Genomic DNA, 16,615 nt, shown 5'->3' with positions numbered 1-16,615 from the left:
ATTGGTAGATGGATATATATCAACATTTTCGTAAAGAAGAGCATAGCTTCATTGATCAAGTTTTATCATGGATGGAACAAGTGGAGCGCTCTTATTTACCTCGATTGACAGATTTTTTAGACCCGAGGGAACAACAAATTATTGAAATGTTAATTGGAACCTCAAATGATGAGTTGAAATTGTTATTTTTTGGTGGAGGAACATATTCTGAGCGAAAACGAGCGATTATTGCTCCTCTTTATGAAGAGATTAACGAGGATTCCTTTAATATATCGTTATTACAGGCTACCTACCATGAAAAATTCGTCTCGCTCACTCATCGAGATGTGTTAGGTGCCTTTTTATCATTAGGAATGAAACGAAAAAAAGTAGGAGATATTTTGGCTGGTAAAGGCAAGGTTCAGCTTGCTTTAGATAAAGATATTTCCGCTTATGTCCAGATGAATTTGACGATGATTAGGAAATCTACAATTACTTTCGAAGAAACATCTCTTTCGGATTTAATTGAGCAAGAACCTATTTGGTCCCATTCAGAGAAAATAGTTTCTTCCTTAAGATTAGATACGATCTTAAAAGAGATTTATTCTCTATCCCGTAAAGAGGCACAGACTCTTATTGATAAAGGATTAGTTAAAGTTAATTATCGTACGGTAGAAGATAGTAAATTCATTTTAAGAGAAGGCGATATGATTTCGCTCAGAGGAAAAGGTAGAAGCAAGCTCGTTGGTGTCAATGGGCAAACCAAAAAGGAAAAAATAAAAGTTACAACTGCATTATTACAGGTATAGTAAAGAGTGACTATTTGATATATAATGATATCGAATAGTTGCTTTTTTGACTTTTTTCTAGAAATGTAAGCATAAATTGCAGGAAATACATATTTTTTGTCGAAATATACTGGTATACTGAAAATGGACTAATATTTTTATAAAATCATAGGGAGGTAGCCGTTATGCCATTAACACCATTAGATATTCATAATAAAGAATTTACGAGAAGTTTTCGTGGATATGATGAAGATGAAGTAAATGAATTTTTAGATCAAGTTATTAAGGATTATGAAATGGTAATTAGAGAAAGAAAAGAATTAAAAGAAAAGATTGAACAAATGAATGAAAAGCTAAGCCATTTCACCAATATAGAAGAAACACTAAATAAATCAATCCTAATTGCTCAAGAAACGGCTGAAGAATTAAAAGGGAATGCTTCAAAGGAGTCGAAACTAATCATTAAAGAGGCAGAGAAAAATGCTGACCGTATTATTAACGATGCGCTAAGTAAGTCTCGCAAAATCTCAATGGAAGTTGAAGAGTTAAAGAAACAAGCTAAAGTTTTCCGCACTCGTTTAAGAATGCTTGTGGAAGCTCAATTAGATATGATTGGATCAGATGATTGGGAAGATTTATTTGAGGAAGCGGTTGGTAAAGATTTGGAATTAGCTAATAATGAATCTTAAACCTTGACGTTTTATTAAAATTTACATATAATGCTTACACGAATAGGTTAAAATAATAGCAAATACGATGATAGAGACAGTATAAAAACTAGTTGCTTGTTAAAGCGAGCTAGGGTCTGGTGAAAGCCTAGTACAGCACGTTTTTAGAAAATCACTCTTGAGTATCCAATTTGAAATAAATTAAGTAAAATTGGACGTCTTGTTCACGTTACGAATATCGAGTGAATTTAAAATGGTTTCATTTTAAATTTATAAGGGTGGTACCGCGAGTCTTCTCGTCCCTTTCTGGGATTAGAGAGGCTTTTTTATTTTAATGATGTATTTTTTCGGAAAGTTAGGTTGATTTAAGGGAGTTTATGTCTGTTCTAGCTGCGAAACTATACAACAAACCCAAAAATAGCCCAAACATATTTATCATGTACAGTTAAAACATAAGGAGGTCTAATCAGTGGACTATAAAGAAACATTACTGATGCCAAAAACAGAATTTCCAATGCGTGGGAATCTACCAAACAAAGAACCATTACGTCGTGAAAAATGGGAGGAAATGAACCTATACGAAAAATCAGTGGAAAGAACAAAAGGTAGACCAACATTTATCCTGCACGATGGTCCACCATATGCGAACGGTGATATTCATATTGGTCATGCATTAAATAAAATCTTAAAAGATTTCATTACACGGTATAAGTCCATGTCAGGTTACCATGCACCTTATATTCCAGGATGGGATACACATGGTCTGCCGATTGAAACGGCATTAACGAAGAATAAAAAAGTGAAACGTAAAGAGCTATCTGTAGCAGAATTCAGACAGCTATGTGCAGAATATGCATTAACCCAAGTCGATAGTCAACGTTCACAATTTAAAGAGCTCGGCGTACGTGGTGATTGGGATAATCCATATATAACATTAACGAAAGATTATGAAGCGGCACAAATTAAAGTATTCGGTGAAATGGCTAAAAAAGGATATATCTATAAAGGACTAAAACCAGTATATTGGTCTCCTTCATCTGAATCAGCGCTTGCTGAGGCTGAGATTGAGTATTATGATAAACGCTCTGCTTCTATTTATGTTGCGTTTGATGTAGAAGATGGAAAAGGAGTTCTGGATTCTGGAGATAAAATTGTCATCTGGACAACAACTCCATGGACAATTCCAGCTAATCTAGGTATCAGTGTCCATCCCGATATCAACTATGTGTTAGTTAAAGTTCATAATGACAAATTTGTTGTGGCAGAAGCACTACTTGAATCTCTAAAAACAGAACTAGAGTGGGAAAATCCACAAGTAGTGAAAAGCTTTAAAGGAAGAGAATTAGAGCGTGTAACAGCAAAACATCCATTCTACTCCCGTGAATCTCTTGTCATGCTTGGTGAGCATGTTACGACTGATGCTGGTACAGGTTGTGTTCATACAGCTCCTGGCCATGGGGAAGATGACTTTTATGTTTCGAAGGCATATGGCATAGAGGCTTTCTGTCCAGTGGATTATAAAGGGGTGTTTACTAGTGAAGCACCTGGATTTGAAGGTATGTTCTATGACGATGCAAATAAAGTAATTACTGAAAAGTTAGATGAAGTTGGTGCTTTATTAAAACTTTCCTTTATTACGCACTCCTACCCACATGACTGGAGAACTAAAAAACCAACCATTTTCCGTGCAACGGCACAGTGGTTTGCTTCAATCAAAGATTTCCGTGAAGATATCTTAGAGGAAATCAAACAAGTTAATTGGTATCCAGCATGGGGAGAGACAAGACTATACAATATGGTTCGTGACCGTGAGGACTGGTGTATTTCTCGTCAACGTGCTTGGGGAGTTCCAATTCCGGTGTTTTATGGTGAGGATGGAACAGCGATTATTACAGATGAAACAATTGAACATGTATCGAAATTATTTGCAGAGCATGGTTCTAATATTTGGTTTGAAAGAGAAGCGAAAGATTTATTACCAGAAGGATTTACTTCTGAGCATAGTCCAAACGGTGAATTTACGAAAGAAACCGATATTATGGACGTTTGGTTTGACTCTGGCTCTTCACATGCAGGAGTACTATTAAATAGAGAAGATCATACAAGACCAGCTGATGTTTATTTAGAAGGTAGTGACCAATATCGTGGTTGGTTTAACTCTTCTTTATCAACGGCAGTAGCTGTTACAGGTAAAGCACCATATAAAAACGTTATTAGCCATGGCTTTGTGTTAGACGGTAATGGTCGTAAGATGAGTAAATCACTTGGAAATGTTATCATGCCAAGTAAAGTATTAAAGCAGCTAGGTGCAGATATTTTACGTCTATGGGTGGCATCGGTTGATTATCAAGCAGATGTCCGTATTTCAGATGACATTCTAAAACAAACTTCTGAGGCTTACCGTAAAATTCGAAACACGTTCCGATTTATGTTAGCGAATTTAGCTGACTATAATCCAGAAACAGATCGTGTACCGGAAGCAGAAATGGAAGAAGTAGATCGTTACATGCTACATCGTTTGCAACAGTTAGTAAAAGAAGTACGGGAAAGCTATGAGAAATATGAGTTTTCTCCTATTTTCCATCGTATCCATAACTTCGTTGCGGATGATCTAAGCTCCTTCTATTTAGATTTTGCTAAGGATATTCTTTATATTGAAGCGGCAGATAATCATCGTCGTCGTAGTATTCAAACGGGGTATTATGAAATCTTAACCACCTTGGTACAATTGTTAACACCGATCATTCCACATACTGCTGATGAGGTATGGGAATATATTCCGGGGGTTAGAGAAGAGAGCCCTCAATTGACAGATATTCCAGAACCAAGAGAAATCGAAGGATTTCATGGTCTGGAGAACAAGTGGAATCATTTCATGGCCATCCGTGATGATGTACTAAAAGCACTTGAAGAGGCACGTAATGAAAAAGTAATTGGTAAGTCTTTAGAGGCTAAGATTACGGTTGTTCCAAGAGATGAAGAAACAAAGGCAGTATTAAATTCAATTAATGATGTTCATCAGCTTCTAATCGTTTCAGAGGCTGTTGTTAAGGAACAGTCAGAGGCAGCGGCTGAATACCGTTATGTCGATGTGCTTGTTGAAAAACATCCGGCTGAAAAATGTGAACGCTGCTGGGTTGCTTCAGATACAGTAGGACAAAATGAAAAACATCGGACACTTTGCTCCCGATGTGCCGATGTTGTAGAAGAACACTATTCCGCTTAAGTGTTTGAATGGAAGAACATGTGACTGGCACAAAATAACATGAAGCACATAGCGTAATCAATCTAGAATAACCCGAACTAATTCGCTTGATATCAATGAATTAGTTCGGGTTTCTTTCATCCGTATACGTTTGCGATAGTTAAACAGAGTGATGATGGATAAATCATTGAATTTTTACTGGATACAGTATAAGATTAACTAAGGATTTATATACAAATAATAGAGTGAAGTAGTCAATATGGAGGGGTAACCTGAATGTATCGGTACTATATTTTAGCAGTATTCGTCATAGCAGTAGACCAATTTACCAAGTACTTAGTAGTAAAAAATATGGAATTATATGAGCAAATATCAATTATAGATGGATTCTTTTCGTTAACCTCGCATCGAAATAGTGGTGCAGCTTGGGGAATATTAGAAGGTAAAATGTGGTTCTTTTATATTATAACGATAATTGTAATCATCGGAATCATTTACTATCTACATAAATTTGGAAAAGATAGTAAATTGTTTGGTATCGCTTTAGGCTTAATTTTAGGTGGTGCTATTGGTAATTTTATTGATCGTTTATTCCATCAAGAAGTGGTAGACTTTTTCGACTTTGTAATTTTTGGATATGATTTCCCGATTTTCAATATTGCGGATTCTGCACTGACAGTCGGTGTTATATTCGTGATAATTGCTACAATATTGGATGAGAAAAAGCAGAAAGGAACAAATAAATGACATTACAACATGTTGTTACAGAAACTCAAAATAAAATGCGAATCGATAAATTATTAGCCGATATAAACCCTGATGAATCTCGTTCACGGGTTCAAGGATGGATTACGAAAGAGCTTGTTATGGTGAACGATGAGGTAGTGAAGGCTAATTATAAGTGTCAAGTAGGGGATGTTATTACTTGGAGAATTCCTGAGGTGGAGTCATTAGATATTGAAGCTGAGAACATTCCTTTAGAGATTGTTTATGAAGATAGGGATGTATTAGTGGTTAATAAACCAAAAGGAATGGTCGTCCATCCATCGGCAGGGCATCAATCTGGCACATTGGTGAATGGTTTGCTATATCATTGTAAGGATCTATCTGGAATTAATGGGGTAGAGCGTCCGGGAATTGTTCATCGTATTGATAAAGATACTAGTGGCTTATTGCTCGTTGCTAAAAATGACAAAGCTCACACTAGTTTATCTGAACAATTATCGAATAAAGATGTGAAACGAAAATATGAAGCGGTTGTTCACGGTATCATTAATCATGATACAGGAATGGTTGATGCGCCAATAGGAAGGGATCCGAAAGATCGTCAAAAAATGGGCGTGGTAGAAAATGGGAAGCCCGCAGTCACTCATTTTCAAGTGCTAAACCGTTTTAATGAATTTACACATATTGAATGTCAATTAGAAACAGGTAGAACACATCAAATTCGTGTTCATATGCGGTATATTGGATTTCCGCTTGTAGGTGATCCAAAATATGGACCTAGAAAAACTTTGGATACAAATGGTCAAGCATTACATGCAAGACTAATAGGGTTTACACATCCTACTACAGGGGAATGGCTAGAATTTGAAGTAGAGCCACCTGCCTATTTTAAAGAATTACTAACTAATTTAGAATTAATGTAGTTGACAGAAAGAGTTAATTCTGAAATAATGAAACAAATGAATAGGAACCTTTAAATTTTCAGTCCAGAGAGGCTAAAAAGGGAACGACTTTTACGGGATACTTGTAATCACTCCCCCTTTTTTCCTTATGGAAAAAAGGGGGTTTTTATTTAGGAGGGCGCAACACATATGATTAAAAAAACCGAAATACTAGACGAGCAGGCAATAAACCGAGCACTTACCCGAATTGCCCATGAAATCCTTGAAAAAAATAAAGGTGGAGAAGACCTTGTTATCGTTGGGATTAAAACGAGAGGTGTACCACTGGCAAAAAGAATACAAGAAAAGATTAAAAGAATTGAAGGGTTAACCTTGCCAATTGGGGAACTAGATATAACATTATATCGTGACGACCTAGCAAAGGCTATAGATTCAAATGAACCAGAAATACGCAAAACCGATTTGCCAGATAATATTACGAATAAAAAGGTTATCTTAATCGATGACGTCTTATATACTGGGAGAACGGTTAGAGCAGCCATGGATGCTGTAATGGATATTGGCAGACCGTCACAAATACAGCTGGCAGTCTTAGTGGATAGAGGGCATCGTGAGCTACCAATACGTGCAGATTATGTAGGGAAAAATATACCAACATCAGAGAAGGAGATTATAGTAGTCCGACTTAATGAAACGGACCAAACAGATTTAGTATCTATTTATGAAAAATAAATAATGAAAGGACCTTTAATTAAATCCAGAGAGGTTTACAAGGTTGCTTTGATTACGTGCGATAGAATTCTGCACGTCTACCTCTTTGCGACCAAAATGCAAAGAGGTTTTTTTATTAGGTAAAATCCTTAGACGAATGGGAGGGCTGTAAGTGGAGCACTTTATATCCATCGACCAGTTAAGTAAGCAAGAGATTTTTCAGTTACTAGAGGATGCACAAATGTATCAAATGAAAAAAATGCAAATTTCCAAGCAACTTTTTGTAGCGAATTTATTTTTCGAGCCAAGCACTAGAACAAAAATGAGCTTTACTGTAGCAGAAAGAAGGCTCGGTTTAGAAGTGTTAGACTTTCATGCAGAAGCCTCTAGCTTAGCAAAAGGGGAAACACTTTATGATACCGTGAAGACTTTTGAATCGATTGGAGCAAATGCACTAGTTATTAGACATGAAGCAGATCAATGGATAGAAGAATTAGAACACATTACCATCCCGATCATAAATGCCGGAGCTGGAACACGTGAGCATCCTACCCAAGGAATGCTTGACCTTCTGACAATCTATCAAGAATTTAATACGTTCGAAAATCTGAACATCGTGATAGTAGGCGATATTAAACATAGCAGGGTAGCAAACTCAAACGCGCATACACTTCAACGATTAGGTGCCAATGTCTATTTAAGTGCTGCACCAGGCTACGAAGATGAATCACTACCTTTCCCATATATCACAATAGATGAAGCAGTTGAATTTTGTGATGTTGTGATGATGTTAAGGATTCAACATGAAAGACATGTTGAAAAGCATGATACTAAACAGTATTTAGAACAATTTGGATTAACAAAAGAACGGGAGCAAAGGATGTTAAGTAAAGCAATTATTCTTCATCCTGCTCCTGTTAACCGAAGCGTAGAGATGGATAGTGACCTTGTGGAATGTAGCCGCTCTAGAATATTTAAGCAAATGAATAATGGGGTCTTTATGAGAATGGCAATTTTAACACATGTATTACAAAAATGGGGGATTATAAATGAGAATCTTGCTAAAGAATGCTAAACGATTGATGGAGAATGGAGTACTAGAAAGCTGTGATGTTCTAATTGAGGAAGGTAAAATAAAGCAAATTGGTGAATCGATTGAAAAAGAAGATGTAGATCGTTTGATTAACTGTGAGGGTAAGCTTGTAACACCTGGATTTATCGACGTACACATTCATTTACGAGAACCAGGCGGAGAACATAAGGAAACGATTAAAACAGGGACAAAGGCTGCTGCCAGAGGTGGTTTTACAACGGTATGCGCCATGCCAAATACGAATCCAGTACCGGACGATGTAGCATCCATTACTAGTTTACTAGAGAAAATAGATCAAGATGCTCTCATTAGGGTCATACCTTATGCATCGATTACGAAAGGGTTAAAAGGAGAGGAGCTAACTGATTTAGAGGAGTTAGCCAAACATAATGTATTTGCATTTACTGATGATGGTGTAGGCATCCAAACAGCTCACGCGATGTACTCGGCAATGAAAAGAGCAAAAGCAGCAGGGAAAGCAATTGTTGCCCATTGTGAAGATAACTCTATCGTGTATGGTGGTGTCGTTCATCATGGCGATGTAAGTGAGCGTCTTGATTTACCAGGTATTCCTTCAATAAGTGAGTCCGTCCAGATCGCTCGGGATGTCCTGTTAGCAGAAGCTACAGGTTGTCATTATCATGTTTGCCATGTGAGCACGAAGGAATCTGTTCGTGTGATCCGAGATGCAAAAAAAGCAGGAATTCATGTCACAGCAGAAGTGACACCACATCACTTAATTTTAAATGAAGACTCCATTACCCAAGATGATGGTAATTGGAAAATGAATCCACCATTAAGAAGTAAAGCAGATCAAGAAGCATTGCTGGAAGGTCTATTAGATGGAACGATTGACTTTATTGCGACAGATCATGCGCCACATAGTGCAGATGAAAAAGCCCAAGGAATGCTTCATGCACCATTTGGAATTGTAGGGTTAGAAACAGCCTTTCCACTCCTCTATACGAATCTAGTTAAACGAGGAAAAATAACCTTAAATCAACTTATAGACTGGTTAACGATAAAACCTGCACAGGTGTTCCATTTACCTTATGGAAGATTAAGAGAAAATGATATAGCAGATGTAACATTAATTGACTTATCTAGGGAGACAAGGATTGATAAACATACCTTCTATTCAAAAGGGAAAAATACACCATTTCATAATTGGAACGTAACGGGTATACCAGTTGTTACGATCTATGAAGGGAACATCGTCTATGAGGAGGAAAGCTATGTTAAAGCGTAAACTAGTACTAGAAAATGGAACAGTATTTATTGGGGCAGGTTTTGGTAGTGATCGTGAGATAAGTGGAGAAGTAGTATTTAATACAAGTATGACAGGGTATCAGGAGATTATTTCTGATCCATCATACTGTGAGCAGATTGTCACCTTAACCTATCCGCTTATTGGGAACTATGGGATAAACAGAGATGACTTTGAAACAGTTGCCCCTTTTATAAATGGTTTAATCGTTAAAGAATACAGTGAGTATCCTTCTAATTTTCGGTGTGATGAAACAATCGATAGCTTTCTAAAAGCACATAATATTCCAGGATTAGCAGGAATTGATACTCGAAAGTTAACAAAATGTATTCGGAGGGCTGGAACAATGCGAGGTTACATTGCTAATGAAGACGTACCAGATGATGAGATTATTAGAAGGTTACAGCAAATCCCGGTAAGACATGATCAAGTGAAACAAACCTCTACTTCTAAACCATATATTGTTCCCGGAAGAGGTCGTCGGATTGTATTAATTGATTTTGGAATGAAGCATGGTATCTTACGAGAATTAACGAAACGTGATTGTCATGTAACCGTCGTTCCTTATAACTATTCAGCTGATAATATTTTACGGTTAAAACCAGATGGAATTATGCTTACAAATGGTCCTGGTGATCCACAGGATGTACCGGAAGCTATTGAAACAATTCAACGTGTTATTGGTGCAATCCCGATATTTGGAATATGTTTAGGCCATCAATTATTAGCACTTGCTTGTGGTGCAAAAACAGAAAAAATGAAGTTTGGTCACCGTGGTGGAAATCATCCAGTAAAGGATATAATTCATGGAAAAACATTTCTTACCTCGCAAAATCATGGTTATGCGGTAAATACAGCTTCATTAGCTAATACGGATTTAGAACTAACACAAATAGCATTAAATGATCATTCTGTTGAAGGAATCAGGCATAAAGTATTCCCAGCATTTTCCGTGCAGTACCATCCAGAAAGTTCACCTGGACCGGAAGATTCCAACTATTTATTTGATGATTTTTTACGCTTAATTGATCAAACGATAACGAAACAGCAGGAGGAGAAAGTCTATGCCTAAACGAACAGACATTCAGAAAATACTTGTTATTGGATCAGGCCCAATCGTAATTGGTCAAGCAGCAGAATTTGATTATTCGGGGACTCAAGCCTGTCAAGCGCTTAGAGAAGAGGGCTACACAGTTATATTAGCAAACTCTAATCCAGCTACCATTATGACAGATCAAACGGTAGCAGACCGAGTATATATGGAGCCATTAACGGTTGAATTTTTAACTAAAATTATTCGTAAGGAGCAACCGGATGCATTATTACCGACACTAGGTGGGCAAACAGGCTTAAACTTAGCAGTAGCTTTAGATAAAACTGGAATCCTTAAGCAATATAATGTTGCCCTATTAGGTACATCGTTAGATGCAATCCAAAAAGCAGAAGATCGTGAAAAGTTCCGTGACTTGATGCAAGAAATCAATGAGCCTGTACCAGAAAGTCGTATTGTTAATACAGTAGAGGAGGCCGTTGAATTTGCGGAGACAATTGGTTTTCCATTAATTGTTCGACCAGCATATACATTAGGTGGTACTGGTGGAGGGATGTGCTATGACGAGGATGATTTGCGAGAAATTACCCGTAATGGACTAGCGTTATCACCAGTGAATCAGTGCTTAATCGAAAGAAATATCGCGGGCTTTAAAGAGATTGAGTATGAGGTAATGCGAGATAAAAATGACCAAGCGATTGTCGTATGTAATATGGAAAATATTGACCCAGTTGGTATTCATACAGGTGATTCTATTGTCGTTGCTCCTTCGCAAACATTAAGTGACAGGGAATATCAGTTACTACGAAATGCTTCCCTTAAGATTATCCGTGCACTCGAAATTGAAGGAGGATGTAATGTTCAGCTAGCCTTAGATCCAACTAGTTTTGCTTATTATGTCATTGAAGTTAATCCACGGGTGAGCCGTTCGTCTGCACTAGCATCGAAAGCAACAGGTTATCCGATAGCGAAAATGGCAGCTAAAATTGCGGTTGGACTGACACTAGATGAAATAATGAATCCTATCACGGGAACAACTTATGCATTATTTGAACCTGCATTAGACTATGTCGTGACGAAATTACCTCGATTCCCATTTGATAAGTTTGTTACAGGAGATCGTAAATTAGGTACGCAGATGAAGGCAACTGGAGAAATTATGGCTATCGGAAGGAACTTCGAAGAATCACTGTTAAAAGGAATTCGTTCCATGGATATTGGGACAGAAGAGTTAGGGTTAACTAGTTTAGCCTTTCTGGATGAGGATGATATTTTATATCGACTAAAAGTAGCAGATGATGAAAGAATATTTGTTATTGCGGAAGCATTCCGTAGAGGAGTATCACTCGATACAGTATTTAACTTGACGAAGATTGACCCATTTTTCTTAACTAAGCTACAAGAATTAGTAAACTTTGAAGCCGTTATTAGTAGTAATGTATTTTCTAAAGAAATACTTTATCAAGCAAAACAAAAAGGATTTTCCGATAATCAAATTGCTAGACTTTGGAATAGTACTGTTGATGAGCTTTATCAGTTTCGTATCCAAGAAAATATTGTCCCTGTATTTAAAATGGTGGATACGTGTGCTGCAGAATTTGATTCTAAAACACCTTATTTTTATAGTTCCTATGAGGAAGAAAATGAGTCGATACCAACAGCTAATCGAAAAGTGTTAGTGTTAGGATCAGGGCCAATCCGAATTGGTCAAGGGGTAGAATTTGATTATGCTACCGTGCATTCCGTACTTTCCATTAAAGAGATGGGTTATGAAGCTATTATCATGAATAATAATCCTGAAACAGTCTCTACCGATTTTAGTATATCCGATAAATTATACTTCGAGCCTCTTACTTTAGAGGATGTTATGCATGTTATTAATCTAGAGAAACCTGAAGGAGTTATTGTCCAGTTCGGAGGCCAAACGGCAATTAATTTAGCAGAAGGTCTTGCTAGAAGAGGTGTTCCAATCTTAGGTACAGCACTAGAGGCAATCGATAAAGCGGAAGACAGAGATAAATTTGAAATATTATTAGAAGAGCTAGGATTGTTAAGAGCAGAGGGGAAAGCAGTTAAACGAATAGAGCAAGCAATTGATGTTGCAGATTCCATCGGCTATCCAGTATTAGTTCGTCCTTCATACGTTATCGGCGGCAGTCGTATGGAGATTGTCTATAGCCAAGACGAACTAGAAGCTTATTTGCAAAAAACTGGCCATATCACAGATCGCCATCCGATTCTAGTAGATAAGTATATTACGGGAATTGAAGTAGAGGTAGATGCCATTAGTGATGGTGAGACAACTATCGTACCAGGAATAATGGAGCATATAGAACGCTCCGGTGTTCATTCTGGAGATTCGATAGCTGTATATCCTCCACAACGATTATCAGAAAAGGTAAAGGAAAAATGCTTTGAAGCAACCTGGAAAATATCACAGGCGCTGCAAGTGAAAGGCTTAGTCAACATCCAGTTTATTATTTGTGATGAAGATGTTTATGTTTTAGAAGTAAATCCAAGAGCAAGTAGGACGATACCATTCCTTAGTAAGATAACGGGCGTAACAATGGCAAACCTTGCTACCAGGTGTATTCTTGGTGAAAAGCTAGTGGATTTAGGTTATACATCCGGTATCCTTCCAGAAAACAAATTAGTATCTGTTAAAATACCAGTTTTTTCATTCGAAAAATTGCGTAGTGTTGATACTATATTAGGGCCCGAAATGAAATCGACTGGAGAGGCTATCGGTTATGATAAAACAATGGAAAAAGCTCTATATAAAGGATTACTTGCAGCTGGAATATCCGTTCCTAGTGAAGGGGCCGTATTAATTACCGTAGCAGACAAGGATAAAGTTGAAATGCTACAAATTGCAGAACGCTTCCATCAACTTGGCTTCCAATTATATGCAACAGAGGGGACAGCATCCTTCTTAAATGGCGCAAATCTTCCAGTTATCGAAGTGGCAAAATTAGGGGCAGATAAACCTAATGTATTATCCATTATTGAGGAAGGTAAAGTACAATTTGTCATGAATACATTAACATCTGGAAAACAGCCAAGGTCAGATGGTTTTATGATTAGAAGAGTAGCCGTTGAAAGAGGTATTCCTTGTTTAACTAATCTAGATACAGCAAATGCCATTCTAAATGTAATCGATTCAACAACATTTAGTGCAAATCCAGTTCAAACAAAAGAGGTAGTTCTTTTATGATAAAAAGGGAAAAAATGCAGATCTTATCCAAAACAGTTATCGCGCTCGATACGATAAAAATGGTTTTTCACAATGAATCTATTAGTAAATATGCAATACCTGGGCAGTTCTTGCATATTCAAGTTGAAAATCATACGTTGAGAAGACCAATCTCTATTGCAAACTGTGACCAGGATACAGGAACAATCACTATTTTATTTAAAATAAATGGAGATGGTACGAAGCGCTTAGCTGCCTATGAACCGGGGGATTTAGTAGATACACTAGGACCATTAGGGAATGGGTTTCCAATTGATACAGATACACCTTCTACTATTTTATTAGTAGGAGGAGGTATTGGTGTACCACCTTTGTACTATTTAGGTAAAACATTGAAGGAAAAAGGCGCTACGATTATTTCTATTCTAGGATTTCAGCAAAAGGAGCATGTATTCTATGAACAGGAGTTTTCAAACCTAGGAGAATTGTATATTGTTACCGATGATGGTTCCTATGGTCATAAAGGAGTAGTGACCGATGTGTTAAGCAAGGTTAGCACATATGATTCCTACTATAGCTGTGGCCCGCTTCCAATGCTAAAAGCGTTAACCGCAAAGCTAGAAGGAAAGAAAGGCTATATTTCTTTAGAAGAGAGAATGGGCTGTGGGATAGGAGCATGCTTTGCTTGTGTTTTACCAACAAAAGATGGCAATAGCTATAAGAAGATATGTAAGGATGGTCCAGTTTTTGCCTCAGAGGAGGTCCAAATATGACAAATCTAGCAATAGAGTTACCAGGTCTTGCATTGAAAAATCCAATTATCCCAGCATCAGGGTGTTTCGGATTTGGACGTGAATTTAGTCAATTCTATGATTTAAGTAAACTCGGAGCGGTAACAATGAAAGCCGCAACTGAAAATGCACGATTTGGTAATCCAACACCGAGGGTTGCTGAAACAACGGGTGGGATGCTAAATGCTATTGGTTTGCAAAATCCAGGAGTCACTAAAATTATCGAAACAGAGGTACCGTTTTTAGCTGAATTTGACACTTGTATTATCGCAAATATTGCAGGAAGTTCATTAGAGGAGTATGTGAGAGTAGCTAGTACTTTTAATAATACCAATCAGGTACATGCACTCGAATTAAATATATCTTGTCCCAATGTTAAAGAAGGTGGAATTCAATTTGGTACCGATCCGATTATGGCCGCTCGTGTGACAGAAGCTGTGAAAAAAGCTAGCAATCTACCAGTCTATGTGAAGTTATCTCCTAATGTGACGGATATTGTAGCGATGGCAAAGTCTGTTGAATCCGCTGGCGCAGATGGCTTATCAATGATCAATACCATTACAGGGATGCAAATACATCTACCAACTAGAAGGCCACTTATTGCTAATAAAACTGGCGGATTATCAGGCCCTGCAATCAAACCAATAGCGATAAGAATGATTTACGAAGTAAGCCAACAGGTGGATATTCCGATCATAGGTATGGGCGGGATACAAACTGCGGAAGATGTGCTTGAATTTCTATTAGCTGGTGCTAGTGCAGTCGCTATCGGAACAGCTAATTTTCAAAATCCATATATTTGCTCGGAAATTATTGATAGTCTACCGATTGTATTAGAAAGCTATGGGTTTTCTTCGGTGCAAGAAGCAGTTGGAAAGGGGATAATAGCATGACAAATTCGATATATGTAGCATTAGACTTCCCGAACTGGCAAGAGACGAGCACCTTCTTGGAAAGAAATGATTTAAAAGGTGTCCCTGTGAAGGTAGGGATGGAATTATTTTATAATGAAGGATTAAAAGTCATTGAGAAATTAAAGAAGAATAATCATCGTATCTTCTTGGATTTAAAGCTGCATGATATCCCTACAACCGTAATGAAGGCAATGCATGTCCTATCGAAATTAGAGGTAGATATCGTGAATATTCATGCCTTAGGTGGAAGTGAAATGATTCAAAGAGCTAAAGAAGGGTTAACAAATGGTAATCCAACCTATGATACCAAGCTGATTGCGGTCACCATCTTAACATCGATGGACGAACAAATGCTACATCAGGATTTGAAGCTAACGGATAACGTAACAGAAGCAGCTGTTCACTTTTCAAAATTAGCGCATACCAATGGTGCTGATGGTGTCGTATGTTCCGTACATGAAGCAAGCGCCATTAAAAAAGCTTGCGGAGAAGAATTTCTTACAGTTACACCAGGAATACGCCTTAGTCATACCACAGCAGATGATCAAAAACGTATTGCAACACCAGGTTTCGCTTGTCAACATGGTGCAGATTATATAGTGATAGGAAGAAGTATAACCAAGTCTGATCATCCAAGAGAAAACTATGAACAAGCGGTTAGGGAATGGGAGGAAGCGTTATGCAATTAAGTAGTGAATTAGCTAGAGAATTGTTACAAATTAAAGCCGTACAGATTAATCCAACTGATTATTTTACGTGGACTTCTGGAATCCAATCACCAATCTATTGTGATAATCGGATTACGATGTCCTATCCTGAAGTTCGTACAAAAATAGCAGCTGCATTTGAAGAAAGAGTAAGTCAAATGGCAATAAAGCTGGATGTGATTGCCGGCTGTGCCACAGCTGGTATCCCACATGCTGCATGGCTAGCAGACCGGTTGAATCTTCCAATGGTCTATGTTCGTTCTAAGCCGAAAGCCCATGGGAAAGGAAATCAAATTGAAGGGGGAAGTGTTCAAGGAAAGAACGTAGTAGTCATAGAAGATTTAATATCAACTGGTGGATCTTCTCTAGAAGCAGTTGAAGCCCTTCGTAAAGCTGGTGCTGAAGTTCTAGAAGTGATGTCAATTTTTTCATATGGATTATCATCATCCTATGATAATTTTGAAAAAGCGAATATCTCCTATCAAAGTCTAACAAATTATGATGCATTACTTCAGGCTTTAGTAGAAGATGGCAAACTCACCAATCAAGAAAAATCTATTTTGTTGGATTGGCGTAATGCTTTAGAATCGTAAAAGCAGTGTCATTATTAGATAATTATT

14 protein-coding genes and 1 other annotated feature are annotated in these 16,615 nt (G+C 37.5%); all 14 genes read left to right on the top strand.

Annotated elements, in window-relative coordinates; genetic code table 11:
* Window positions 1–8: 8 nt before the first annotated feature.
* The 14 genes from MKY78_RS00535 (at window position 9) to pyrE (ending at window position 16,588) form a co-directional block, all read left to right on the top strand.
* Window positions 9–788 (top strand): YlmH/Sll1252 family protein, encoded by a 780-nt coding sequence (locus tag MKY78_RS00535; protein ID WP_339215410.1) that lies wholly within the window; start codon window positions 9–11, stop codon window positions 786–788.
* A 164-nt stretch (window positions 789–952) separates the two neighbouring features.
* Window positions 953–1,456: a DivIVA domain-containing protein gene (locus MKY78_RS00530; RefSeq protein ID WP_186868602.1), complete on the top strand. Its 504-nt coding sequence runs from the start codon at window positions 953–955 to the stop codon at window positions 1,454–1,456.
* Window positions 1,457–1,514: 58 nt separating this feature from the next.
* Window positions 1,515–1,742, top strand: a binding site (T-box leader).
* 162 nt (window positions 1,743–1,904) lie between these two features.
* Window positions 1,905–4,661: an isoleucine--tRNA ligase gene (gene ileS / locus MKY78_RS00525; RefSeq protein ID WP_339215408.1), complete on the top strand. Its 2,757-nt coding sequence runs from the start codon at window positions 1,905–1,907 to the stop codon at window positions 4,659–4,661.
* Window positions 4,662–4,916: 255 nt separating this feature from the next.
* Window positions 4,917–5,387: a signal peptidase II gene (lspA, locus tag MKY78_RS00520; protein WP_339215407.1), complete on the top strand. Its 471-nt coding sequence runs from the start codon at window positions 4,917–4,919 to the stop codon at window positions 5,385–5,387.
* Window positions 5,384–6,289, top strand: a complete 906-nt coding sequence (locus MKY78_RS00515; protein WP_339215405.1) for an RluA family pseudouridine synthase — start codon at window positions 5,384–5,386, stop codon at window positions 6,287–6,289. Before lspA ends, MKY78_RS00515 begins: the two co-directional genes overlap by 4 nt.
* 171 nt (window positions 6,290–6,460) lie before the next feature.
* Window positions 6,461–7,000, top strand: coding sequence for a bifunctional pyr operon transcriptional regulator/uracil phosphoribosyltransferase PyrR (gene pyrR / locus MKY78_RS00510; protein ID WP_339217989.1), 540 nt, complete (start codon window positions 6,461–6,463; stop codon window positions 6,998–7,000).
* A 151-nt stretch (window positions 7,001–7,151) separates the two neighbouring features.
* Window positions 7,152–8,054, top strand: a complete 903-nt coding sequence (locus MKY78_RS00505) for an aspartate carbamoyltransferase catalytic subunit (RefSeq protein WP_339215403.1) — start codon at window positions 7,152–7,154, stop codon at window positions 8,052–8,054.
* Complete coding sequence (locus MKY78_RS00500; RefSeq protein WP_339215401.1) at window positions 8,029–9,321, top strand: dihydroorotase; 1,293 nt, start codon at window positions 8,029–8,031, stop codon at window positions 9,319–9,321. Before MKY78_RS00505 ends, MKY78_RS00500 begins: the two co-directional genes overlap by 26 nt.
* Window positions 9,308–10,411 (top strand): glutamine-hydrolyzing carbamoyl-phosphate synthase small subunit, encoded by a 1,104-nt coding sequence (gene carA, locus MKY78_RS00495; protein ID WP_339215400.1) that lies wholly within the window; start codon window positions 9,308–9,310, stop codon window positions 10,409–10,411. The genes MKY78_RS00500 and carA overlap by 14 nt, the downstream gene beginning before the upstream one ends.
* Window positions 10,404–13,604, top strand: a complete 3,201-nt coding sequence (gene carB, locus MKY78_RS00490) for a carbamoyl-phosphate synthase large subunit (protein ID WP_339215399.1) — start codon at window positions 10,404–10,406, stop codon at window positions 13,602–13,604. The genes carA and carB overlap by 8 nt, the downstream gene beginning before the upstream one ends.
* Window positions 13,601–14,356, top strand: coding sequence for a dihydroorotate dehydrogenase electron transfer subunit (locus tag MKY78_RS00485; RefSeq protein ID WP_186868611.1), 756 nt, complete (start codon window positions 13,601–13,603; stop codon window positions 14,354–14,356). The genes carB and MKY78_RS00485 overlap by 4 nt, the downstream gene beginning before the upstream one ends.
* Entirely contained in the window at window positions 14,353–15,267 is a 915-nt protein-coding gene (locus MKY78_RS00480; RefSeq protein ID WP_186868612.1) for a dihydroorotate dehydrogenase, read from the top strand. The genes MKY78_RS00485 and MKY78_RS00480 overlap by 4 nt, the downstream gene beginning before the upstream one ends.
* Window positions 15,264–15,977: an orotidine-5'-phosphate decarboxylase gene (gene pyrF, locus MKY78_RS00475; RefSeq protein ID WP_339215398.1), complete on the top strand. Its 714-nt coding sequence runs from the start codon at window positions 15,264–15,266 to the stop codon at window positions 15,975–15,977. The genes MKY78_RS00480 and pyrF overlap by 4 nt, the downstream gene beginning before the upstream one ends.
* On the top strand, window positions 15,968–16,588 hold the full coding sequence (gene pyrE / locus MKY78_RS00470; RefSeq protein WP_339215397.1) for an orotate phosphoribosyltransferase: 621 nt from the start codon (window positions 15,968–15,970) through the stop codon (window positions 16,586–16,588). The genes pyrF and pyrE overlap by 10 nt, the downstream gene beginning before the upstream one ends.
* Window positions 16,589–16,615: the final 27 nt, after the last annotated feature.

The organism is Ornithinibacillus sp. FSL M8-0202 (genome assembly GCF_037975285.1).
Lineage (GTDB): Bacteria > Bacillota > Bacilli > Bacillales > Amphibacillaceae > Ornithinibacillus > Ornithinibacillus massiliensis.
This window is presented reverse-complemented; position numbering and strand designations above follow the sequence as displayed.

Coding starts and splice junctions, on each gene's coding strand:
- pyrF (WP_339215398.1), top strand. CDS start 15,264: ATGACAAATTCGATATATGTAGCATTAGACTTCCCGAACTGGCAAGAG.
- MKY78_RS00485 (WP_186868611.1), top strand. CDS start 13,601: ATGATAAAAAGGGAAAAAATGCAGATCTTATCCAAAACAGTTATCGCG.
- carB (WP_339215399.1), top strand. CDS start 10,404: ATGCCTAAACGAACAGACATTCAGAAAATACTTGTTATTGGATCAGGC.
- MKY78_RS00480 (WP_186868612.1), top strand. CDS start 14,353: ATGACAAATCTAGCAATAGAGTTACCAGGTCTTGCATTGAAAAATCCA.
- MKY78_RS00500 (WP_339215401.1), top strand. CDS start 8,029: ATGAGAATCTTGCTAAAGAATGCTAAACGATTGATGGAGAATGGAGTA.
- MKY78_RS00515 (WP_339215405.1), top strand. CDS start 5,384: ATGACATTACAACATGTTGTTACAGAAACTCAAAATAAAATGCGAATC.
- pyrE (WP_339215397.1), top strand. CDS start 15,968: ATGCAATTAAGTAGTGAATTAGCTAGAGAATTGTTACAAATTAAAGCC.
- MKY78_RS00535 (WP_339215410.1), top strand. CDS start 9: ATGGATATATATCAACATTTTCGTAAAGAAGAGCATAGCTTCATTGAT.
- lspA (WP_339215407.1), top strand. CDS start 4,917: ATGTATCGGTACTATATTTTAGCAGTATTCGTCATAGCAGTAGACCAA.
- MKY78_RS00530 (WP_186868602.1), top strand. CDS start 953: ATGCCATTAACACCATTAGATATTCATAATAAAGAATTTACGAGAAGT.
- carA (WP_339215400.1), top strand. CDS start 9,308: ATGTTAAAGCGTAAACTAGTACTAGAAAATGGAACAGTATTTATTGGG.